This is a genomic window from Nocardia arseniciresistens (assembly GCF_046764875.1).
GTDB lineage: Bacteria > Actinomycetota > Actinomycetes > Mycobacteriales > Mycobacteriaceae > Nocardia > Nocardia arseniciresistens.
This window is the reverse complement of sequence record NZ_JBKORD010000005.1, coordinates 384,936-404,354: the sequence shown is the minus strand read 5'-3', so window position 1 is coordinate 404,354 and position 19,419 is coordinate 384,936. Positions and strand designations below refer to the sequence as shown.

The following is a 19,419-nucleotide window of genomic DNA, read 5'->3' as shown; positions in this document are numbered from 1 at the left end:
GGATGGAATTGCTAGGGCTCGGGCAGATCGAGGCGGCCGCGGCGTTATTGGCGCCGGTGATTCGGCGGACGCCGGTGGTTGCGTCGCGCGCGTTATCGGAGCGGTCGGAAACCGAAGTGTGGCTCAAGTGCGAGAACTTGCAGCGGACGGGGTCGTTCAAGCCGCGTGGCGCGTACAACAGGATCGCGAATCTGCCTGCCGAGGAACGGGTGGGCGGTGTGGTCGCGGCGAGCGCCGGCAATCACGCGCAAGGGGTGGCGTGGGCGGCGGCCTCGCTCGGCATCGAGTCGACGGTGTTCATGCCGGTGGGCGCTTCGCTGCCGAAGCTGGCGGCCACCAAGGCATATGGGGCGCGGGTGCTACAGGTGGGCGATTCCATCGATGACGCACTCGACGCGGCGCTCGACTTCGCCGAGCGTACGGGGGCGAGGTTGATCCATCCGTTCGACCACCCCGACATCGTGGCTGGACAGGCAACGGTGGGGCTGGAGATCCTCGAGCAATTGCCCGACGTCGGGACGGTGCTGGTACCCACCGGCGGTGGCGGGCTGCTCGCCGGTGTCGCGGTCGCTATGCATCATCTCGCCCCTGCGGTTCGGGTGATCGGCGTGCAGGCCGCCGAGGCGGCCGCCTGGCCGGATTCGCTGGCTGCGGGCAAGCCGGTCAGGGCAGCGCGGATGTCGACGATGGCCGACGGCATCGCGGTCGGGCTGCCGGGTGCGGTGCCGTTCGCGCATGTCGTCGAGCACGCGACAACCATGCTGACCGTCGACGAGGATGCACTGTCCAAGGCGCTGCTGCTGTGCTTGGAACGCGCGAAGCTGATCGTCGAGCCCGCCGGTGCCGCGGCGGTCGCGGCACTGATGAGCTACTCGCCGGAAGAACTCGGACTGCGCGGACCGGTCTGCGCGATCCTGTCCGGCGGCAATATCGACCCGCTGCTGTTGACCCGGCTGATCGGCCACGGCCTCAGCGCCGCGGGCCGCTACCTCGCGGTGCGACTGACGATCGCGGATCGTCCCGGCGGACTGAGCAGCCTGCTCGGCGTTGTCGGGAAGACGGGGGCGAGCGTGGTCGACGTGGCACACTCGCGCACCGGTACCTGGCTCGCCCTCGGCGAGGTCGAGGTAGCGCTGACACTCGAGACCCGTGGATCGAACCATCGCGACGATGTCCTCGAGGCGCTCACGGACGCTGGATATGTTGTCCGCGTAGAGGATTGAGCAAGGCAGAGCGACCGCTACGAGCACGATCGGCCGCCCCCCTCGGATAAGCCGCTCAGCACTTCCGCTTGTAGAAGTACTTCGTGTTGGTGTCCATATCCGCCTGGGTGATCGCAACCATCTCGGTCTGAATGTTCCTGGTAACCGGTTTGCCCTCCAGCGCCGCGACGGCCTGGTCGACGCCCGTGACGCCGATGCCGCTCGGATCCTGCGCGATCAGCGCCTGCACCGTGCCCGCCTTCAGGTCCTCGACCTGTTTTGGGCTCGCGTCGAAGCCGACCAGTTTGACCTGGCCCAGCTTGTTCGCATTGCGCAGACCTGTTGCCGCGCCCTCGGCCGAGCTCAGGTTCGTCGCGAACACACCGGCGAGATCGGGGTGCGCGGCGAGCGTTGCGGTGACGATCGAGGCGGCTTGGGCGGCCTCATTGTTGTTGTACTGCACGCCGAGTGAGGTCATGCCGGGATAGTTCTTCAGCGCCGCCTCGAAACCCTGCGCACGCGCGTCCGTGGTGGAGGTGCCCGCCTTGGTATTGATGACCAGCACCGGCCCCTTCTCACCGACCAGCTTCGCCAAGGTGGCGGCGGCGAGTTCGCCGCCCTTCTTGTTGTCGGACGAAATCGACGACAGCGCAATGGAGGTGTCCTCCAGTGCGGTGTCCACTTCGACGATCTTGATGCCGGAGTCCTTGGCCTGTTTGATCGGATTGGCCATTGCCGTCGCGTGCGTCGGCGCGATCAGGATGCCGCCGGGCTTATTGGCCACCACCCCCGTCAAGACCGGTGTCTGCGATCCGGCGTCGAACTTGGTCGGCGCTTGCGTGTCCAGCTTGTAGCCGAGCTTGGTCGCCTCTCCCGCTGCTCCGCACTGCATAGAGATATAGAAGGGTTCGTCGGCCACACCGGGGATGAGTACCAGCTTCTTGGCGTCCGTCCCTCCGGAATTGCCGACTTCCCCACTACACGAGACCACCATCGCGCCGACCACCATCAGCACGCCGATCAGCACCGCGGTCCGCTTCGCCACCCTCATCCGGCTACCTCCGCCTTATTTTCTTATCGCGCAGTTGATTACTGCCTACCTCTAACGGTCGCGCGCCCTGCGGCGTAGTTGGTCGAACCACACCGCCCCGACGAGAACCGCGCTCACAGCGATCGGCTGCCAGAAAACCGGCACCCCCGCGATGACAAAACCCTTGCGCAGCACCGACGGAATGAACACGCCGATCACGGTGCCGACGATGGTGCCGACACCGCCGAAAAGACTTGTCCCGCCGATCACCACACCGGCGATGGCGTCCAGATTGTCGGTGCCGTGCCCGCCGATCGTGGTGGTGCCGAAGTAGGCCAGGTTCATGAATCCCGCAAGCCCCGCAAGCAATCCGGTCATCAGGTAGACCAGTACGAGGTGGCGGGTGACCGCGATACCGGAACGTCGCGCGGCCTCCTCGTTGGAGCCGATCGCGAATGTGTAGCGCCCGAACCTGGTGGTGTGCAACACCCACGCGGCCAGCACGGTGACCACCGTCGCGACCAGCACCAGATTGGGCACGCCGCCCAGCGAGGTGCCGAAACCCAGTGAGTTGCGCAGCTTATCGGGCACCGTCCTGGTATCGACGCCACCGGTGATCAACTGCGCCGAACCGAGCGCCGCGCCGAACGAGCCGAGCGTGACGATCAGCGGCGGAATCTTGGCCTTGGCGACCAGCAGTCCATTGAGCAGACCCCACACTCCGCCACCGACAACCGACAACAGCAAGCCAAGAAGGATGACACCCCAGCCCGCATGGGTTGCGTCCTGATCGGGGCTGAGCCACTCCATTGTCTTCGCGCCCATCACCCCGGCGAAGATCAGGACCATACCGACAGAGAGATCGATGCCGGAGGTGATGATCACGAAGGTCATCCCGACCGAAAGCACCAGCAGCACCGATGTTTCGATCAGCAACGTCTGCAAGGTGAAGCGGGTGGGAAACGCATCGGGACGAATCACGCTGAACACCACACACAGTCCGACCAGCACGACGCCGATCCACAATGTGCTCGCGCCGAGCAGCCGTTGCAGCGCGGTAGGTCCTGGGAGCGCGGCACTACCGTTGCCGTCGACAGTGACGGCCGCGTCATCGCTCATGCGACATCCTCGTGCGACAGGGCACCGGTCATCGCGCCGACCAATTGCTCCAGTGTGACGTCGGCAGCGGAGAATCGGGCCACTCGCTTCCCGAGTCGCAGCACTTCGATGCGATCGGCGACCGCGAGCACCTCGGGCATATTGTGGCTGATCAGCACGACCGCGATGCCGTGGTCGCGCACCCTTCGGATGACGTCGAGCACGCGCTCGCGCTGGACAACGCCGAGCGCGGCGGTCGGCTCGTCCATGAACACCACCTTGCTCGCCCACATCACCGCCCGTGCCACCGCGACGCTCTGCCGCTGCCCACCGGAGAGCGAGCCGATCGGCACATCGGCGCTCTGCAAGGTGACACCGAGTCGTCGAAAGTGTTCGACCGCTTGGCTTTTCATTGCCGTCCTGTCCAACATGCCGAGTTTGCCCGCGAATCCACGGCGGAGCAGTTCGCGGCCGAGGAACAGGTTCGCGGCGGGGTCCAGATCGGGGGCGACCGCCAAATCCTGGTACACCGTTTCCACACCGAGCTTGCGCGCGGCGGTCGGAGTATCGAGCACCACCGGCTTGCCGTCGAGCAGGATGGCGCCGCCGTCCGGCTGTTCGGCTCCAGAAAGGCATTTCACCAAGGTCGATTTGCCCGCGCCATTGTCACCGATCAGTGCCACGACCTCACCGGCCTTGGCTTGAAAGTTGGTGCCGCGCAACGCCGCAACGCTGCCGTAGTGCTTGGTAAGCCCGGCAGCCTCCAGCACCACGGCGGCGTCGCCCGACTTGTCCATGACCTCGCCCTCGTCATTCGAGGTCATGGGGTACTCCGCGTGGACTTAGTTGAGCAAACGTCCAGTCCATCGCCCGATGTTACGTTCGGCTCCGTGCCGTCCGGGACGTAATCGGCAAAATGCAGAGGGCGCAACGGACTCGTCCTGCGCAACCCCGCAAGGTCACGAGCGTGCGCGTTCGACCGGCGGGCGGTGGCTCGCGGCGAATCCCCTGCTGATCAGTGTGCGCCGCCGAGTTCTAGGGCGAGCACACCGAGGATTACCAGGCCGACGCCACCGACCTGCACCATGGTCAACCGCTCATCCAAGAACAGCGCACCGATGATGGAGATCGCGGCAACGCCGACGGCCGACCAGATGCCGTAGGCGACGCCGATCGCCATGCCACGTTTCAGTGCTTGCGACAGGAAGTAGAACGCGGCCCCGTAACCGATGACGACGATGATCGAAGGGATGAGTTTGCTGAATCCGTCGGAGATCTTCAGCGAAACGGTCGCGGTCACCTCGGACGCGATGGCCAGCGCGAGTAGCAGCAGAGTCACTGGCGCGAGTCTAACCCCGGGCATGGCAGAGCTCGGGAGCAGTCACGCCAGCCAGCTGCGCAACTCCCCCACTGTGCTCTGGATCTCATCGAGCTGTTTCGCGACCTGAACACCCGCCGTGCCACCGCGAGCATTGCGGGAGGCGATCGAGCCCTGCACCGTCAGCACTTCCCGGACCTGTGGTGTCAATGCCGGGTCGACAGCGGCGAACTCCGCATCGGTCAGCTCGTCGAGTCCGACGCCACGCGCCTCGGCCGCACGCACGCAACCACCTGCGGCCTCGTGCGCGACCCGGAACGGGACGCCTTGGCGGACAAGCCATTCGGCGATGTCGGTGGCGAGTGTGAAACCGGCGGGGGCAAGCTCGGCCATGCGCTCGGTGTGGAAGGTCAGGGTCGAGACCAGACCCGCGATGGCAGGAAGCAGCATTTCCAGCTGAGCGACCGAGTCGAACAGGGGCTCCTTGTCCTCCTGTAGGTCCCGGTTGTAGGCCAGCGGTTGGGCTTTGAGCGTGGCGAGCAGGCCGGTGAGGTTGCCGATAAGGCGACCGGCCTTGCCTCGGGTGAGTTCGGAGACGTCCGGGTTCTTCTTCTGCGGCATGATCGACGAGCCGGTGGACCAGGCGTCGGCGAGGGTGATATAGCCGAATTCCGGTGTGCTCCAGATGATGACCTCTTCGGCCATCCTGCTGAGGTCGACACCGATCATGGCCAGCACGAACGCCGCCTCCGCCGCGAAATCGCGTGAGGAGGTGGCGTCGATCGAGTTGGCCGCGGACGCGTCGAAATCCAGTTCGGCGGCGATCGCCTCCGGATCGAGACCGAGCGAGGAACCCGCCAGCGCGCCGGAACCGTAGGGCGACACCGCCGCCCGCTTGTCGAAATCGCGCAGCCGGTCGATATCGCGCAGCAGCGGGTGAGCGTGCGCGAGCAGATGATGCGCGAGCAGCACCGGCTGCGCGGCCTGAAGATGCGTCTTGCCCGGCATCACCGCGTCGGGGTGTGCGGCCGCCTGCACGACCAGCGCGTCGACCACCTCGAGCAGGCCGACGGCGACCCTGCGGACCGCGTCGCGCAGCCACATACGGAACAGCGTCGCCACCTGATCGTTGCGCGAACGCCCCGCGCGCAGCCTGCCGCCGAGCTCGGTGCCGACCCGCTCGATCAGCCCGCGCTCGAGCGCGCCGTGCACATCCTCGTCCGACTCCGCGGGGACATAGGCCCCCGAATCCACATCGGCCGCAAGACGATCGAGGCCTTCGAGCATGGTGGTGAGGTCGGATTCCGACAGCAGCCCGGCTTTGTGCAGCACCCGTGCGTGCGCCTTCGAAGCGCGCACGTCATAGGGGGCGAGCACCCAGTCGAAATGCGTCGACTTACTGAGCGCGGCCATCGCAGCGGCCGGTCCGGACGCGAAACGCCCGCCCCACAGCGCCCCTTCGTTGGTGCTGCCACTCTGCGTCATCGTGTGCTGTCTCCTGAAGGTCGGGTGGCGATCATCGGTGGATGTCGGGCACCTTACTTCTGGTTCAGGTCGCGGCGCGCCGCGACCTTCGAGGACAGGCCGTGGATCTGCACGAAGCCCTTGGCCAGCGACTGGTCGAAGGTGTCGCCCGCATCGTAGGTGGCCAGGTTGAAGTCGTAGAGCGACTGCTCGGAGCGGCGGCCGTTGACCACGACGGAGCCGCCGTGCAGCACCATGCGGATGTCGCCGGACACGTGCTCCTGGGTCTCGGCGACAAAGGCGTCGAGTGCCCGCTTGAGCGGGGAGAACCACAGGCCGTCGTAGACCAGCTCGCTCCAGCGCTGCTCGACCTGCCGCTTGTAGCGGCCGAGCTCGCGCTCGACGGTGACAGCTTCGAGCTCCTGGTGCGCGGTGATCAGCGCGATGGCGCCGGGTGCCTCGTAGATCTCGCGGCTCTTGATGCCGACGAGCCGGTCCTCGACCATGTCGAGGCGACCGACGCCCTGTCGTCCCGCACGAAGGTTGAGCTCGACAATGGCCTCGAGCACGGTGACCTGGCGGCCATCGATGGCGACGGGGACACCCTTGTCGAAGGTGACGATGAGCTCGTCGGGCGCCTCGAAGTTGACCGTCGGGTCGGCGGTGTAGTCGTAGACGTCCTTGGTCGGCGCGTTCCAGAGGTCCTCGAGGAAGCCGGTTTCCACCGCGCGACCGAACACGTTCTGGTCGATGGAGAACGGCGACTTCTTGGTGACGTTGATCGGCAGCGCGTTCTCCTCGGCGAACGCGATGGCCTTCTCCCTGGTCCAGGCGTAGTCACGGACCGGGGCGATCACGTTCAGGTCGGGCGCGAGCGCGCCGATGCCGACCTCGAAGCGCACCTGGTCGTTGCCCTTGCCGGTGCAGCCGTGCGCGACGGTGCTCGCGCCGTGGAACTTGGCGGCCTCGACCAGGTGCTTGACGATCAGCGGACGGCTGATCGCCGACACCAGCGGGTAACGGCTCATGTAGAGCGCATTGGCCTGGATGGTCGGCAGGCAGTAGTCGTTGGCGAACTCGTCACGCGCATCGACCACGATCGCCTCGACGGCGCCGCAGTCGAGCGCTCGCTGGCGCACCACGTTCATGTCCTCGCCGCCCTGACCGAGGTCGATGGCCACGGCCACCACCTCGGAACCGGTCTCCTTGGCGATCCAGCTGATCGCGACGGAGGTGTCAAGCCCACCGGAGTAGGCGAGTACGACGCGCTCGGACATGTCTATGTGCTCCTCGGATTCGTGCTGTGTCTGCCGTCTTGTGCAGTCTTGTCCCCTGCACCGTTCTGCAAATGATTATGCATGACTATGCAAGCCCATTCACAACCGGGTGGCGTTGAGCCCGCTGCCGACGGAATCGAGTTCCGCAAACCGATCCGCAGCCTGACTGGCGTCGACATTACGCGCGCCTGCCGGACACCATGCCTGTGCTGGGAAGCGATACCGATAGCCGCGACGGTGCGTGATCTTGTTCTCCCCGCGAGCGGGAATGACCTACGTTCAGCAAATACTGACCGGACAGTGTGTTGGAGTGCTTGATGAAGAACGTTGCCAAGGTGTGGCGCGCGTGGTCGCCGCCGCAGACCGCGCCGAGACCATCGGTCCCCACGGACAGCACTTGATACCGTGCATACGAGGGAAACCTGTGGAGCAGAGGGGATTTCGGCGGCCATGGTGAACATGGCACCGGGTCGGGTCGCGAGTGCCCACTACCACGCACACAGCGAAACCATCGTGTTGTGCGTGCGCGGGCGGGCCGCGACGCTTGTCGGGCCGGAGTTGATCCCGAACCTGCACGGTTGAACGCGCTCGTGAAGGCACTGGAAAGGCATTTTCCGGCCGGATACTCATGGACAATCCCCGATGGCGGCATGTTCGTGTGGGTCGAGGGTCCCACCGATTTCGACGCCGAGGCGCTCTTGCTGCCAGCTCTGGAAGCCCGGCGTGGCTTTCATGCCGGGGGCAATGTTCTTCGCCGCCGACGATGCACCACGCAACGCGATGCGGCTGAGTTTCGCCAGTGTCCCGCTGGCCGAGATCGATCGCGGCATCGGGCTATTGGCCGCGCTGTGCGATGCGGCATGAGCGCCGATTAGGCGAGTTCCTCGATTTTGGCGGCTAGTTCGGCGCCGGTCAGGGGTTCGCGGGCGATGACGGCGATGGTGTCGTCGCCCGCGATAGTGCCGACTATGTAGGGCAGGGCGGCACGGTCGAGGGCGCTTGCCAGGTAGTGGGCGGCGCCTGGTGGGGTGCGCAGGACCGCGATGTTGCCGCTGGCGTCGGTGGAGACGAGCAGGTCGCCGAGGAGTTTGGAGAGGCGGCCGGTGCCGCCGGTGACGCCGCGGACGGGGTTGCCGTCCTCGGGGACCACATAGACGCCCGCGCCGCCGTCCGCGGCGCGCAGTTTCACCGCGCCGAGTTCATCGAGATCACGCGACAGGGTGGCCTGGGTGGTCTCGATGCCTTCCGCGGACAGCAGTGCGGCGAGTTCGGTCTGACTGCGGACCGCGTGCGCGAGCAGCAACTCGATAATGCGGGACTGACGTCCGGCACGGGTGCCCGCGATGACGGGCCCGAGCCTGCCGGGTTCGGGGCGGGTGACGCTCACGACTCCACCTCGCCCCTGGTTCGCTCACTCACGACTGCTCCTCGCCGCGTCTGGCCAGCAGCCACACCAGCAGTGCCTTCTGTGCGTGCAGCCGGTTCTCCGCCTCGTCCCAGACCACACTGTGCGGACCGTCGAGCACGTTGTCGGTGATCTCCTCGCCGCGATGTGCGGGGAGACAATGCAGCACCACGGCATCGGACTCGGCGTGCGCCAGCAGCTTCTCATTCAGCTGGAACGGGCGGAACGGTCCGACGCGATCGAGGCCGTCGTTCTCCTGGCCCATCGACGTCCACGTGTCGGTCACCAGCGCATCGGCGCCCTCGGCGGCGGCGACCGGATCACCGGTGAGCGTGATGGTCGCGCCGGTTTCGGCGGCACGCTTGCGCGCAGCCTCCAGAATCCACGGCAGCGGCTCGAAGCCCTCCGGCGCGGCAATGGTGATGTTCAATCCCGCGGTGACGCCGCCGAGCAGCAGCGAGTGCGACATATTGTTCGCGCCGTCACCGAAGTAGGTGAGTTTGCGGCCGGCCAGGGTGCCCAAGCGCTCGGTGAGCGTCTGCAGATCCGCGAGCACCTGACACGGATGGAACTCGTTGGACAGCGCATTCACCACCGGAACCGTTGCGGTGGAGGCCATTTCGTCGAGACGAACCTGCTCGAAGGTGCGCCAGACGATCGCATCGACATAGCGCGAGAGCACCGTGCCGGTGTCGCCGAGGGTTTCCTCACGGCCGAGCTGGGTGTCGCGACCGTCGACGACGACCGCGTGCCCGCCGAGCTGGGCGATGCCCATTTCGAAGGAGAACCTGGTGCGGGTGGAGTTCTTCTCGAAGATCACCCCGACCCCGCGCGGGCCCTCTAGCGGCCTACGCGAGAACGGTGCTTGCTTCAATTCGGCTGCAAGCGAGAGGATTTCGGCCTGTTCGACCGGGGTCACATCGTCGTCGCGCAGAAAGTGGCGTAGGCGTGCGTTGCTCATTTGGCTCCCTTCGCGTCTTCGGCGGCACCGTCCAGAATGTCCGGCAAGTCGGCGACGAAGTTGTCGGACTGGGTTTCGGTGAGCACCAGCGGCGGTGCGAGCCGAATGACGTTGGGCTTGGGCGCGTTCACCAGGTAGCCCGCCGCCCGCGCCCGTGCCTCGACCTCGGCCGAGGCGTCCTCGGTCAGCACGATGCCGAGCAGCAGACCCGCGCCGCGCACCTGTTCGACGAGCGGATGCTCGAGCAGTTCGATGCCGTCGCTGAGCCGCTTGCCGACCGACTCGACATGGTTGAGCAAATCCAGTTCGTCGATGGTGCGCAGCACGGCGAGTGCGGCCGCCGCGCAGACCGCGTTACCGCCGAAGGTGGTGCCGTGCAGGCCGGGAGACAGCAGATCGGCGGCAGGTCCGGTGGCGAGCACCGCGCCGATGGGCAGGCCACCGCCGAGCCCCTTGGCCAGGGTGATCACGTCCGGCACAATGCCGAAAGCCTGGTGCGCGTAGAACTTTCCGCACCGGCCGATGCCGGTCTGCACCTCGTCGAGGATCAGTAGCGCACCGTGACGCGCGGTGATCTCGCGTGCCTTCACCAGGTAGTCGATCGGCGGCACCACGACGCCGCTCTCCCCCATGATCGGTTCGAGGAAGACCGCGGCGGTGTCCTCGTCGACCACCGCTTCCAAGGCGGCGGCGTCACCGTAGGGCACGTGTACGACGCCGGGCGGCATCGGTTCGAACGGCGTCCGCTTGGACGCCTGGCCGGTGAGGGCGAGCGCACCCATGGTCCTGCCGTGGAACGCTTCCTCGCACGCGATGATCTTGCTGCGGCCGGTCAGCCGCGCCATCTTGAACGCGGCCTCGTTGGCCTCGGTGCCGGAGTTGCAGAAGAACGCGCGCCCGTGCCCGTCGCCGAGCTCACCGTCGCCGAAATGCGCGAGCAGTCGTTCGGCCAGTTCGACCACCGGCTCGTTCACGTAGAAGTTCGAGGTGTGCCCGAGGGTGCCGAGTTGGTTGGTAACGGCCTCGAGGATCGCCGGGTGGGCGTGTCCGAGGCTGTTGACCGCGATGCCGCCGAGGAAATCGACGTAGCGCTTGCCGTCCGCGTCGTAGACCACGGCCCCCGCACCGCGGGTGAGCGCGATTTTCGGCGTCCCGTAGTTCTTCATCATCGCGGCCGACCATCGCTGCTGTAGAGCAGAATTGTTCGTGACTTCGTTCATGATTTCGTTCCGTTCAGTGGGTCGGCACCGTCCATTCCGGACGGCACGGGCGTCACCATCGTTCCGATTCCCTCTCCGGTAAACAGTTCCAGCAGCACCGAGTGCGGGACCCGACCGTCGATGACGTGCGCGGTCGGCACTCCGCCGAGCACGGCGCGCAGGCAGGCTTCCATTTTGGGCACCATGCCCGCATCGAGACTCGGGAGCAACTTCGCCAGCTCGTCGGCGTCGATATGCGAGGTGAGCGACGAGCGGTCGGGCCAGTCGGTGTAGAGGCCCTCGACGTCGGTGAGCACCACCAGCTTCTCGGCGCCGATACTCTCGGCGAGCGCCGCGGCGGCGGTGTCCGCGTTGATGTTGTGCACCACGCCGTCGACATCGGGGGCGATGGTCGACACCACCGGGATACGTCCGGCACCGATCAGGTCGAGCACCGCGTCCGGGTTCACCGCGGTGACATCGCCGACCAGACCGATGTCGGTCGGTGCGCCGTCGACGTCGACGGTGCGCCTGGTCGCGGTGAACAGTCGCGCGTCCTCACCGGAGATGCCGACCGCGTACGGGCCGTGCGCGTTGATCAGTCCGACCAGCTCCCTCCCGACCTGGCCGAACAGCACCATCCGCACCACATCCATCACCTCGGGCGTGGTGACTCGGAAACCACCGCGAAATTCGCCCTCGAGGCCGAGTTTCTTCAGCATCGCACTGATCTGCGGTCCGCCGCCGTGCACCACCACCGGGTGCACGCCGACGGTACGCAGGAACACCATATCGGCGGCGAATGCCCGTTTGAGTTCGTCGTCGACCATCGCGTTGCCGCCGTATTTGACGACCACGATCTTGTCGCGGAACTTCTGCAGCCACGGCAACGCCTCAGCCAGTACGTGCGCCTTGTCCAGCGCCGAAAGCTCATGCAGCACTTGGCCACTCATGAACTGTATGCCGAATTCTCTTCGACATAACCGTGCGAGAGATCGGTGGTACGGATCATCGCGGTGCCGGCACCGACATTCAGCTCGATGAGCACCTCGATGTCCATCCCGGACAGGTCGACCTCGCGCGCGCCCTGAGCTCCGACGCCGTCGACGCACACCGGTTTTCCATTGAACGACACCGAGATCCGGTTCGGATCGAGGGTGATCGGCGCCATACCGACGGCGGCGAGCACCCGGCCCCAGTTCGGGTCGGAACCGAACAGCGCCGTCTTGACCAGATTGTCGCGTGCGACGGTGCGCGCGGCGATCAGCGCCTCGTCCTCGCTGACCGCACCGGAGACCACGACCTGCACCCGCTTGGTGACGCCCTCCGCGTCGGCCATCAGCTGCGCGGCCAGATCGTCACAGACCGCGAGCACCGCGGCGTCGAGTTCCTCCTGGGATGGAGTGACCTCGCTCGCGGCGTTGGCCAGCAGCAGCACCGTGTCGTTGGTGGAGCAGGAGCCGTCGACGTCGAGCCGGTCGAAGGTGAGCCGAGTCGCGTTGCGCAGCGCCCGATCCAGCTGTTGCGCGCTGACCGCGGCATCGGTGGTGAGTACGACAAGCATGGTCGCCAGCGAGGGTGCGAGCATGCCCGCGCCCTTGGCCATGCCGCCGACGTTCCACTTGTCATGATGATGGAAGGCCGCTTCCTTGGGCACGGTGTCGGTGGTCATGATCGCGTAGGCCGCGTCGAGACCGCCCGACAGACCACCGCCCATCTCGTGCACGATCTCGGTGACACCGGGGATCACCTTGTCCATGGGCAGCCGGTCGCCGATCAAACCGGTGGAACAGACGGCGATTTCGCCCGCGCCGGTCTCGGTGCCCCAGTTGCTCAGCGCCTCGGCCAGTGCCTCGGCCGTCTGGTGCGTGTCCTGGAATCCGCCGGGCCCGGTGCACGCGTTCGCGCCGCCGGAGTTGAGGATGACCGCGCGCAGCCGACCGGTGGTGAGCACCTGCTGCGACCACAGCACCGGTGCGGCCTTGACCTGGTTACGGGTGAACACGCCCGCGGCCGCGTACTCGGGCCCCTCGTTGAACACCAGGGCCAGGTCGGGCTTCCCGCTCGCCTTGATGCCCGCGGCAATGCCCGCCGCGCGGAATCCGAGCGGTGCGGTGACCCCCTGCGTCCGGACCAGCTTGCCGCCCGAGCCCTCGGGCGATGTCCCAGCGGTTGTCGTCACGGTGCCACTCCTACGGTGGAAAGTCCTGCGGTCTCGTCGAATCCGACGGCCAGATTCATCGATTGCACCGCGGCGCCCGCGGTGCCCTTCGTCAAGTTGTCGATCGCGCCGATCACCACCAGCAGGCCCGCGTCGGTATCGACGGCGACCTGGAGGGTGACGGCGTTGGAGCCGAGCACCGAACCCGTCTGCGGCAGTTGCCCTTCCGGCAGCAGCTGCACGAAAGGTTCATCGGCGTAAGCCTTTTCGTAGACCGCGCGCGCATGTTCGGCGTCTACCTTTGTCGGCGCGGTGCAGGTGGCGAGAATCCCTCTCGGCATCGGCGCGAGCACGGGGGTGAACGAGACGGTGACGTCGGTTCCGCCCGCCGCCTTCAGGTTCTGCGAAATCTCGGGGGTATGCCGATGCGCGCCCGCGATACCGTATGCGCGTACCGAACCCATCACCTCGGACCCGAGCAGGCCGACATCGGGCTTGCGGCCGGCACCCGAAGTGCCGCTCACCGCAACCACATTGACCGTCGGCTCGACGATGCCCGCCGCGATCGCCGGGGCAAGAGCCAGGCTCGCCACCGTCGGGTAGCACCCCGGGACGGCGATCCGGCTCGCGCCGCGCAGCTTCTCCCTGCCGCCGGGCAGTTCCGGCAGACCGTATGGCCAACTGCCCGCGTGGGCGCTGCCGTAGTACTTCTCCCACGCGCGCGCATCGGTCAGCCGGAAGTCGGCGCCGCAGTCGATGATCACGGTCGACTCGGGTAGCAGCTGCGCGATGGCGGCGGATTGCCCGTGCGGCAGCCCGAGGAACACCACGTCATGTCCGGCGAGTTCGTCGACGGTGGTCGAGGTGAGCACCCGATCGGCCAATGGCAGCAGATGTGGCTGATGCTGCGCCAGGGTGCTGCCCGCGTTCGCTCCCGCGGTCAGCGCCCCGATGACGAGGCGCCCGTCACGGTATGCCGGATGTCCCAGCAATAGCCGCAGCACCTCGCCGCCCGCGTACCCGCTCGCACCGGCCACCGCGACCCGCAATGCGGGCCCGCCCGCTGAATCAACCATGCGATTATTATGCACGATTGTGCAAGCTCATTCATAGACGGGGTCGTCTGCCACTGATCAATCGTGCGATCAACGAGAACAACAGCACCGTCGCCGCGCCCCCACCGGCGTCTAGCGCAACGGCACAGGATCGATACCGAGGGCGTCGGCCAGACCGGATTCGCCCTTCGGCGTCAGGCGGATCGCGCGTCCGTTGCCGACTCGTTGGACCCAGTCCAGATCCTGTAGACGGCGACAGAGCTGTGCTCCCGCCGCGCCGCCGAGATGGGTGCGGCGCTCGGTCCAGTCGAGACAGGGGCGGGCGACGGGCCTGCGGGTGGCGCGCAGTACCGCCTTGTCGATTCCCATGGGGTTGGTGAACCAGCCCAGACCCGCCGGGGTCAATGCGAAGCCACCGTCGCCGCCGAGCAGGCCGCGGGCGGTCATGGCTTCGGTGATCGTCACGCCGAGGCGACCCGCGAGGTGGTCGTAGCAGGTACGGCCGCGAGCAAGGGCGGCGGCGACGGTGGCCGAGCGCAGTCCCGTCGGTCCGGTACGCGGCGGGTCGAGGTGGGTGACCATGGCCTCCAATAGCTCCGCAACCTGGGCACTGGCCAGCTGCACATAGCGGTGCCTGCCTTGTCGGCGTTCGATGAGCAGGCCGCCCTCGAGCAGTCGGTTCAGGTGTTCGGTGGCGGTGGAGGGCGCGACGCCCGCGTGCCGCGCCAATTCGCCCGCGGTCCAGGCGCGGCCGTCGATCAGGGCGAGGCACATCTCGGCGCGGGTGCGGTCGGCGAGCAATACGGCCAGCCCCGCCAGTTCGGTCCCTCGGGTCTGCACCACTCCATCATGGTGCGCTGTTGTTTCGGCGGCCACCGAAACAACAGCGGGATACGGTCGCGATATGAACGGAATCCGCCCGGTGAGCATCGGACGGGCATCCGCCATCGCCACCGGAATCATCGAAGGATCCCGATGAACAAGACGAAGATCTTCCACGCACTGCACCATCGCGACGAGCCGCTCGTGCTGCCGAACGCCTGGGATTTCGGCTCCGCGGCCGCACTTGCCGCCGAGGGGTTTCCCGCGATCGGCACCACCAGTCTCGGGGTCGCCGTCGCTGCGGGACTGCCCGACGGAACCGGTGTCACCCGCGACGAAACACTCACGGTGGCAACGCGACTCGCACGCCTACCGGTTCCGGTGACCGTCGATATCGAGGGCGGCTTCAGCGCTGACCCCGGCGAGGTCGCCGACTTTGTCGCCCGGTTGGCGGAACTGGGGATCGCCGGAGTGAATCTCGAAGACGGCCGTTCGGAAAGCACGCTCGCCGAACCCGAGCACCAGGCCGAGCTGATCGCCGCGATCAAGGCCCGCACACCCGAACTGTTCGTCAATGCGCGCGTCGACACGTATTGGCTGAAGCTGCAACAGGATTCGACGCTCGCGCGGGTCGAGCGATACACGGACGCGGGTGCCGACGGCATCTTCGTGCCCGGCGTGACCGACCCGGTCCAGATAACCCGGCTGGTCGCCACGACCGCGCTGCCGGTCAACATCCTCTACACCGCGCACGGCCCGACGATCGCGACCATGGCCGAGTTGGGCGTTCGCCGCATCAGCACCGGCTCGCTGCTGTACCGCACCGCCCTCGCGGCAATCGTCGACGCCGCCCGAGCGGTGCGCGACGACAGGCCGTTCGCGGTCGAGGTACCGACCTATCGCCAGGTTCAGGCCATCACCGCACCGGGCTCCTGAACCCGAACGAACTAGTCTCCGCGACTGTCGGGCTTCTGAGGCCCGAGCGAATTCGTGGGAGAAAGTTTCCGCGAGTATGTCGATCCGGCGAGATCCCGTTCGTGTAGGAGGTGAGGCCGACTCCGATTCGGCACCGAGGAAGGCGCGGACATGGGCGACAACCTGCGGCAATCGCTGATGCGAGACGATCTCGTCGACGAGTATTTGTTGATGATCGGTCCGATCGTGAGCTCGTGATCGACACCTGTCCGCGCGAGTGAGGAGCACCGAAATGAAGCAGTACATGCTCGGCATCTACCAGTCCGAAGGTGGTGTACCGCCTGCGCCGGACGAACTGGCGGAGATCATGCGCGAACTGGAGGTGGTGAACGACGAGATGCGCGCCGCGGGCGCGTGGGTATTCGCCTCGGGCCTCAACGCGCCGAGCACCGCCACCGTGCTGCGCGCCACCGGCAACGACGTGCTCATCACCGACGGGCCATACGTCGAGAGCAAGGAATACATTGCCGGATTCAGCATCATTCGGGCCGCCGATCTCGACGAGGCGCTGAAATGGGGCAGCAAGGTCGCGGTTGTGCTCGGCCTGCCGATCGAGATCCGGCCGCTAGAGGATGGCTGAGGCCGCCGTGGTGACCCCTTCGGTGATCGAAGAGGTGTTCACCGAACACTACGGTCGCGCGGTGGCCAGCTTGATCCGCGTCTTCGGCGACATCGGCGTCGCCGAGGACGCGGTACAGGACGCGTTCACCGCCGCCGTGCAGCGGTGGCCGTCCGACGGTCTCCCCGCGAGCCCGCCGGGATGGATCATCACCACCGCACGCAATCGGGCGATCGATCGACTGCGCCGCGAATCATCCCGCGACGACCGGCATGCCGAGGCCGCACTGCTCCACGCCGAACACGAACCGGTCGAGCGCGGCGCGGTCCGCGACGACCGACTGCGGCTGATCTTTACCTGCTGCCACCCCGCCCTCGCCGCCAATGCCCAAGTGGCCCTTACCTTGCGCCTGCTCGGCGGCCTGACCACCACCGAGATCGCGCACGCCTTCCTGACGTCCGAATCGACCATGGCGCAGCGAATCGTCCGCGCCAAGGGCAAGATTCGCGATGCCCGGATCCCCTACCGTGTTCCACGCGACGCCGACCTGCCCGATCGCCTGCGCGCGGTGCTCGCCGTGGTCTACCTGATCTTCACCGAGGGACACACGGCCACCTCGGGGTCGCACCTGGTCCGAGCGGACCTGTGCGCCGAGGCGATCCGGCTCGGACGCCTCATCGCCGAGCTGATGCCCGACGAACCGGAAGCCCATGGCCTGCTGGCACTGATGCTGCTCACCGAATCTCGACGTGCCGCAAGGACAACGCCCGACAGCGCGCTGGTCCCGCTAACGGAGCAGGACCGCACCCGCTGGAACCGCACCCTCATCGCCGAGGGCCACACCATCGTCCGAGAGTGCCTGCGCCGCAATCAACCCGGCCCGTATCAGATCCAAGCGGCGATCAACGCGGTCCACACGGACGCAACCGATGCCGCCGCGACCGACTGGCAGCAGGTCCTGCACCTCTACGACCAACTGGCCGCGATAGCACCGAGCCCGGTGGTGCTGCTCAATCGCGCGGTAGCGGTGGGTGAGGTGGAGGGACCACACGCCGCACTCACCATGCTCGACGACATCGACTTGGCGAATCATTATCTCTTCCACGCCATCCGAGCCGATCTACTGCGCCGCCTCGGCCGAACCTCCGAGGCATTGGCGGCCTACGACCGAGCGATCGACCGCACCGAAAACCGCGCCGAGCAAGCCTTCCTCCGGTCCCGTCGCGAGACGGTCGCGTAGGCGGTTCAGGAGCAACAGCCGATCTTCGGCCGGGCACGGCCGACGTCAGTGCTTACGTACCACCCGCTCCCCCTGGCCGGGCTTCCAGATGGTGATGTCCAGGTGGTCGTCTATCACAGCGACGGTGGAGGCACTGGTCAGGTCCGCGACGAAGAAGTGATCGAATTCTTCGCCGCGCAGATCCAAACCGCTGTCGTCGAAGAGTTTTTCGGCAAAACGCGCATGCACTTGCTTGTCAGGCAGGTCGGTGACGGTACCGAAGAGTTTGGCGTCGGCATCGGTGACCTTCGTGTCGACGGTCGCGGTGTGCAGACAGAAGCGCGGGTCGCGCGCCAGGTCCTTGAACTTCGTTGTGTTCGGCATACCCACGATCACCAGCATGTCCTCGAAGATCATCGGCTCGACGGGGCTGATCCTCGGAAAACCGTCGGACCGGAGCGTACCGAGCATGCAGAGGTTGCCGGTGGCTTTGTGTCGTCGGATGAATACGGCGGCGATCTGGGGCGCTTCTTCGGTGAACTGGCTCCAAGTGGTCATGCCGACGACTGTAGGAGCTGAACCTGACATCTTCTGTCAGGTTCAGCGATTAATCTCGGACCGATGAGGGCGAGTCGATTGGTTCAGCTGCTGTTGTTGCTACAGACGCGCGGCCGGTCGACGGCACCCGAGCTGGCCCGCGAGCTGGAGGTGTCGGTGCGGACGGTCTATCGCGATATCGAGGCACTCTCGGCGGCCGGCGTTCCGGTGTACACCGAGCAGGGGCGCGGAGGTGGCGTACAGCTCGTCGACGGATACCGGACCCGGCTGACCGGACTGACCACAGAGGAGGCCGACGCCGTACTGCTGGCCGGATCACCTGCCGCCGCTGCCGATCTCGGCCTCGGCACCGTGCTCGCGACCGCGCAGCTCAAGGTGCTCGCCGCGCTGCCACCCGAATTGCGCGGCCGGGCAACACGAATCGCCGAGCGAGTGCACATCGATGCCCCCGGCTGGTTCCATCGCCCCGACCAGACACCCACGTTGGCGACGGTCGCCGATGCGCTCTGGCACGATCGACGTCTGGACATCCGCTACCAGCGCAAGGACCGGGCAGTGCAACGCCGCCTCGATCCGCTCGGCCTCGTGCTGAAGGCCGGGATCTGGTATCTCGTCGCACGAGAGGGGTCCGCGGTGCGCTCTTATCGGGCCGGCCGGATTACCTCGGCCGAGCAGACCGGCGAATCATTCACGCGGCCACAACATTTCGATCTTGCCGAGCATTGGTCGGAGTCGGCGGAGGACTTCGCCCGCTCGATGCTGCGGGTACGTGCCCGCTGCCGGATCGCCGCCACCCATCTGCGCCTGCTCCGGTTGATGAACGAGCCCGCAGCGCTGGCCGAGGCGATGGACTCGGCCGCAGCGCCCGACTCCGAGGGGTGGGTCGAATTGACCCTGCCCTCGGAGTCCTACGAGGTGCTGGCCAGCGCCATCCTTCCGCTCGGGCAGTACTGCGAAGTCCTCGACCCGCCCGAGTTGCGCGCCCAGCTCGCCGAAACAGCCTTCGCCATGGCCGACCGATACCGCGAGTCGCGGGACCCTGCTCCCGCAGCCACACCCCAACCGGCACACCCCGGGTAGGAACAGCCGCACACCCGGCGCCCGAGATGTGCGGCG

21 protein-coding genes are annotated in these 19,419 nt (G+C 66.7%); 7 read left to right on the top strand and 14 right to left on the bottom strand.

Features of this window, described 5'->3' with window-relative positions:
• The first annotated feature begins 2 nt into the window (after nucleotides 1-2).
• Nucleotides 3-1,223: a threonine ammonia-lyase gene (gene ilvA / locus ACLMAJ_RS11825; RefSeq protein ID WP_412013639.1), complete on the top strand. Its 1,221-nt coding sequence runs from the start codon at nucleotides 3-5 to the stop codon at nucleotides 1,221-1,223.
• A gap of 55 nt (nucleotides 1,224-1,278) precedes the next feature.
• On the opposite strand, the gene ACLMAJ_RS11820 is transcribed toward ilvA, so the two are convergent.
• The 6 genes from ACLMAJ_RS11820 to ACLMAJ_RS11795 form a co-directional block, all read right to left on the bottom strand.
• Nucleotides 1,279-2,253 (bottom strand): ABC transporter substrate-binding protein, encoded by a 975-nt coding sequence (locus tag ACLMAJ_RS11820; protein ID WP_412013638.1) that lies wholly within the window; start codon nucleotides 2,251-2,253, stop codon nucleotides 1,279-1,281.
• A gap of 51 nt (nucleotides 2,254-2,304) precedes the next feature.
• Entirely contained in the window at nucleotides 2,305-3,351 is a 1,047-nt protein-coding gene (locus tag ACLMAJ_RS11815) for an ABC transporter permease (RefSeq protein WP_412013637.1), read from the bottom strand.
• The gene (locus ACLMAJ_RS11810) at nucleotides 3,348-4,154 is read right to left on the bottom strand and encodes an ATP-binding cassette domain-containing protein (protein WP_479725029.1); all 807 of its coding nucleotides are present in this window, start codon (nucleotides 4,152-4,154) and stop codon (nucleotides 3,348-3,350) included. The genes ACLMAJ_RS11815 and ACLMAJ_RS11810 overlap by 4 nt, the downstream gene beginning before the upstream one ends.
• A 191-nt stretch (nucleotides 4,155-4,345) precedes the next feature.
• The gene (locus tag ACLMAJ_RS11805; protein WP_412013636.1) at nucleotides 4,346-4,669 is read right to left on the bottom strand and encodes a DMT family transporter; all 324 of its coding nucleotides are present in this window, start codon (nucleotides 4,667-4,669) and stop codon (nucleotides 4,346-4,348) included.
• Between the two features lie 42 nt (nucleotides 4,670-4,711).
• Nucleotides 4,712-6,133: an argininosuccinate lyase gene (gene argH, locus ACLMAJ_RS11800; protein WP_412013635.1), complete on the bottom strand. Its 1,422-nt coding sequence runs from the start codon at nucleotides 6,131-6,133 to the stop codon at nucleotides 4,712-4,714.
• Between the two features lie 53 nt (nucleotides 6,134-6,186).
• The gene (locus ACLMAJ_RS11795) at nucleotides 6,187-7,389 is read right to left on the bottom strand and encodes an argininosuccinate synthase (RefSeq protein ID WP_412013634.1); all 1,203 of its coding nucleotides are present in this window, start codon (nucleotides 7,387-7,389) and stop codon (nucleotides 6,187-6,189) included.
• Nucleotides 7,390-7,839: 450 nt separating this feature from the next.
• Between ACLMAJ_RS11795 and ACLMAJ_RS11790 the strand changes: the two genes are divergently transcribed.
• Nucleotides 7,840-7,971 (top strand): cupin domain-containing protein, encoded by a 132-nt coding sequence (locus tag ACLMAJ_RS11790; RefSeq protein WP_412013633.1) that lies wholly within the window; start codon nucleotides 7,840-7,842, stop codon nucleotides 7,969-7,971.
• A 141-nt stretch (nucleotides 7,972-8,112) separates the two neighbouring features.
• Complete coding sequence (locus ACLMAJ_RS11785) at nucleotides 8,113-8,253, top strand: hypothetical protein (RefSeq protein WP_412013632.1); 141 nt, start codon at nucleotides 8,113-8,115, stop codon at nucleotides 8,251-8,253.
• 7 nt (nucleotides 8,254-8,260) lie between these two features.
• Here ACLMAJ_RS11785 and ACLMAJ_RS11780 read toward each other — a convergent pair whose 3' ends face one another.
• The 7 genes from ACLMAJ_RS11780 to ACLMAJ_RS11750 form a co-directional block, all read right to left on the bottom strand.
• Nucleotides 8,261-8,776, bottom strand: coding sequence for an arginine repressor (locus tag ACLMAJ_RS11780; protein WP_412013631.1), 516 nt, complete (start codon nucleotides 8,774-8,776; stop codon nucleotides 8,261-8,263).
• Nucleotides 8,777-8,804: 28 nt separating this feature from the next.
• Nucleotides 8,805-9,755, bottom strand: coding sequence for an ornithine carbamoyltransferase (gene argF / locus ACLMAJ_RS11775; protein ID WP_412013630.1), 951 nt, complete (start codon nucleotides 9,753-9,755; stop codon nucleotides 8,805-8,807).
• Complete coding sequence (locus ACLMAJ_RS11770; RefSeq protein ID WP_412013629.1) at nucleotides 9,752-10,975, bottom strand: acetylornithine transaminase; 1,224 nt, start codon at nucleotides 10,973-10,975, stop codon at nucleotides 9,752-9,754. Before ACLMAJ_RS11770 ends, argF begins: the two co-directional genes overlap by 4 nt.
• A complete protein-coding gene (gene argB, locus ACLMAJ_RS11765) occupies nucleotides 10,972-11,907 on the bottom strand; it encodes an acetylglutamate kinase (protein WP_412013628.1) in 936 nt (311 codons plus the stop codon). Before argB ends, ACLMAJ_RS11770 begins: the two co-directional genes overlap by 4 nt.
• Nucleotides 11,904-13,136: a bifunctional glutamate N-acetyltransferase/amino-acid acetyltransferase ArgJ gene (gene argJ, locus ACLMAJ_RS11760; RefSeq protein ID WP_412013627.1), complete on the bottom strand. Its 1,233-nt coding sequence runs from the start codon at nucleotides 13,134-13,136 to the stop codon at nucleotides 11,904-11,906. The genes argB and argJ overlap by 4 nt, the downstream gene beginning before the upstream one ends.
• Nucleotides 13,133-14,191, bottom strand: coding sequence for an N-acetyl-gamma-glutamyl-phosphate reductase (argC, locus tag ACLMAJ_RS11755; RefSeq protein WP_412013626.1), 1,059 nt, complete (start codon nucleotides 14,189-14,191; stop codon nucleotides 13,133-13,135). The genes argJ and argC overlap by 4 nt, the downstream gene beginning before the upstream one ends.
• 111 nt (nucleotides 14,192-14,302) lie before the next feature.
• Complete coding sequence (locus ACLMAJ_RS11750; RefSeq protein ID WP_412013625.1) at nucleotides 14,303-15,169, bottom strand: ArsR/SmtB family transcription factor; 867 nt, start codon at nucleotides 15,167-15,169, stop codon at nucleotides 14,303-14,305.
• On the opposite strand from ACLMAJ_RS11750, the gene ACLMAJ_RS11745 reads away from it, so the two are divergent.
• From ACLMAJ_RS11745 to ACLMAJ_RS11735, 3 genes are all read left to right on the top strand, one after another.
• Nucleotides 15,146-15,928: an isocitrate lyase/PEP mutase family protein gene (locus ACLMAJ_RS11745; protein WP_412013624.1), complete on the top strand. Its 783-nt coding sequence runs from the start codon at nucleotides 15,146-15,148 to the stop codon at nucleotides 15,926-15,928. The genes ACLMAJ_RS11750 and ACLMAJ_RS11745 overlap by 24 nt on opposite strands.
• A 271-nt stretch (nucleotides 15,929-16,199) precedes the next feature.
• Nucleotides 16,200-16,547 carry a YciI family protein gene (locus ACLMAJ_RS11740; RefSeq protein WP_412013623.1) on the top strand — a complete coding sequence of 116 codons (348 nt, stop codon included), beginning with the start codon at nucleotides 16,200-16,202 and terminating at the stop codon, nucleotides 16,545-16,547.
• Entirely contained in the window at nucleotides 16,540-17,766 is a 1,227-nt protein-coding gene (locus ACLMAJ_RS11735) for an RNA polymerase sigma factor (protein ID WP_412013622.1), read from the top strand. The genes ACLMAJ_RS11740 and ACLMAJ_RS11735 overlap by 8 nt, the downstream gene beginning before the upstream one ends.
• A 45-nt stretch (nucleotides 17,767-17,811) precedes the next feature.
• On the opposite strand, the gene ACLMAJ_RS11730 is transcribed toward ACLMAJ_RS11735, so the two are convergent.
• On the bottom strand, nucleotides 17,812-18,303 hold the full coding sequence (locus tag ACLMAJ_RS11730; RefSeq protein ID WP_412013620.1) for a pyridoxamine 5'-phosphate oxidase family protein: 492 nt from the start codon (nucleotides 18,301-18,303) through the stop codon (nucleotides 17,812-17,814).
• Nucleotides 18,304-18,366: 63 nt separating this feature from the next.
• Here ACLMAJ_RS11730 and ACLMAJ_RS11725 point away from each other — a divergent pair, with 63 nt between their 5' ends.
• The gene (locus ACLMAJ_RS11725; RefSeq protein WP_412013619.1) at nucleotides 18,367-19,383 is read left to right on the top strand and encodes a helix-turn-helix transcriptional regulator; all 1,017 of its coding nucleotides are present in this window, start codon (nucleotides 18,367-18,369) and stop codon (nucleotides 19,381-19,383) included.
• Nucleotides 19,384-19,419: the final 36 nt, after the last annotated feature.

Excerpts from the sequence above, each read along its gene's own strand:
- ACLMAJ_RS11745 (WP_412013624.1), top strand. The coding sequence starts at position 15,146 with ATGAACAAGACGAAGATCTTCCACGCACTGCACCATCGCGACGAGCCG.
- argH (WP_412013635.1), bottom strand. The coding sequence starts at position 6,133 with ATGACGCAGAGTGGCAGCACCAACGAAGGGGCGCTGTGGGGCGGGCGT.
- argF (WP_412013630.1), bottom strand. The coding sequence starts at position 9,755 with ATGAGCAACGCACGCCTACGCCACTTTCTGCGCGACGACGATGTGACC.
- ACLMAJ_RS11795 (WP_412013634.1), bottom strand. The coding sequence starts at position 7,389 with ATGTCCGAGCGCGTCGTACTCGCCTACTCCGGTGGGCTTGACACCTCC.
- ACLMAJ_RS11740 (WP_412013623.1), top strand. The coding sequence starts at position 16,200 with ATGAAGCAGTACATGCTCGGCATCTACCAGTCCGAAGGTGGTGTACCG.
- ACLMAJ_RS11725 (WP_412013619.1), top strand. The coding sequence starts at position 18,367 with ATGAGGGCGAGTCGATTGGTTCAGCTGCTGTTGTTGCTACAGACGCGC.
- ACLMAJ_RS11815 (WP_412013637.1), bottom strand. The coding sequence starts at position 3,351 with ATGAGCGATGACGCGGCCGTCACTGTCGACGGCAACGGTAGTGCCGCG.
- ACLMAJ_RS11730 (WP_412013620.1), bottom strand. The coding sequence starts at position 18,303 with ATGACCACTTGGAGCCAGTTCACCGAAGAAGCGCCCCAGATCGCCGCC.
- ACLMAJ_RS11790 (WP_412013633.1), top strand. The coding sequence starts at position 7,840 with ATGGTGAACATGGCACCGGGTCGGGTCGCGAGTGCCCACTACCACGCA.
- ACLMAJ_RS11810 (WP_479725029.1), bottom strand. The coding sequence starts at position 4,154 with ATGACCTCGAATGACGAGGGCGAGGTCATGGACAAGTCGGGCGACGCC.
- ilvA (WP_412013639.1), top strand. The coding sequence starts at position 3 with ATGGAATTGCTAGGGCTCGGGCAGATCGAGGCGGCCGCGGCGTTATTG.
- ACLMAJ_RS11820 (WP_412013638.1), bottom strand. The coding sequence starts at position 2,253 with ATGAGGGTGGCGAAGCGGACCGCGGTGCTGATCGGCGTGCTGATGGTG.
- argB (WP_412013628.1), bottom strand. The coding sequence starts at position 11,907 with ATGAGTGGCCAAGTGCTGCATGAGCTTTCGGCGCTGGACAAGGCGCAC.
- ACLMAJ_RS11770 (WP_412013629.1), bottom strand. The coding sequence starts at position 10,975 with ATGAACGAAGTCACGAACAATTCTGCTCTACAGCAGCGATGGTCGGCC.
- argC (WP_412013626.1), bottom strand. The coding sequence starts at position 14,191 with ATGGTTGATTCAGCGGGCGGGCCCGCATTGCGGGTCGCGGTGGCCGGT.
- ACLMAJ_RS11735 (WP_412013622.1), top strand. The coding sequence starts at position 16,540 with ATGGCTGAGGCCGCCGTGGTGACCCCTTCGGTGATCGAAGAGGTGTTC.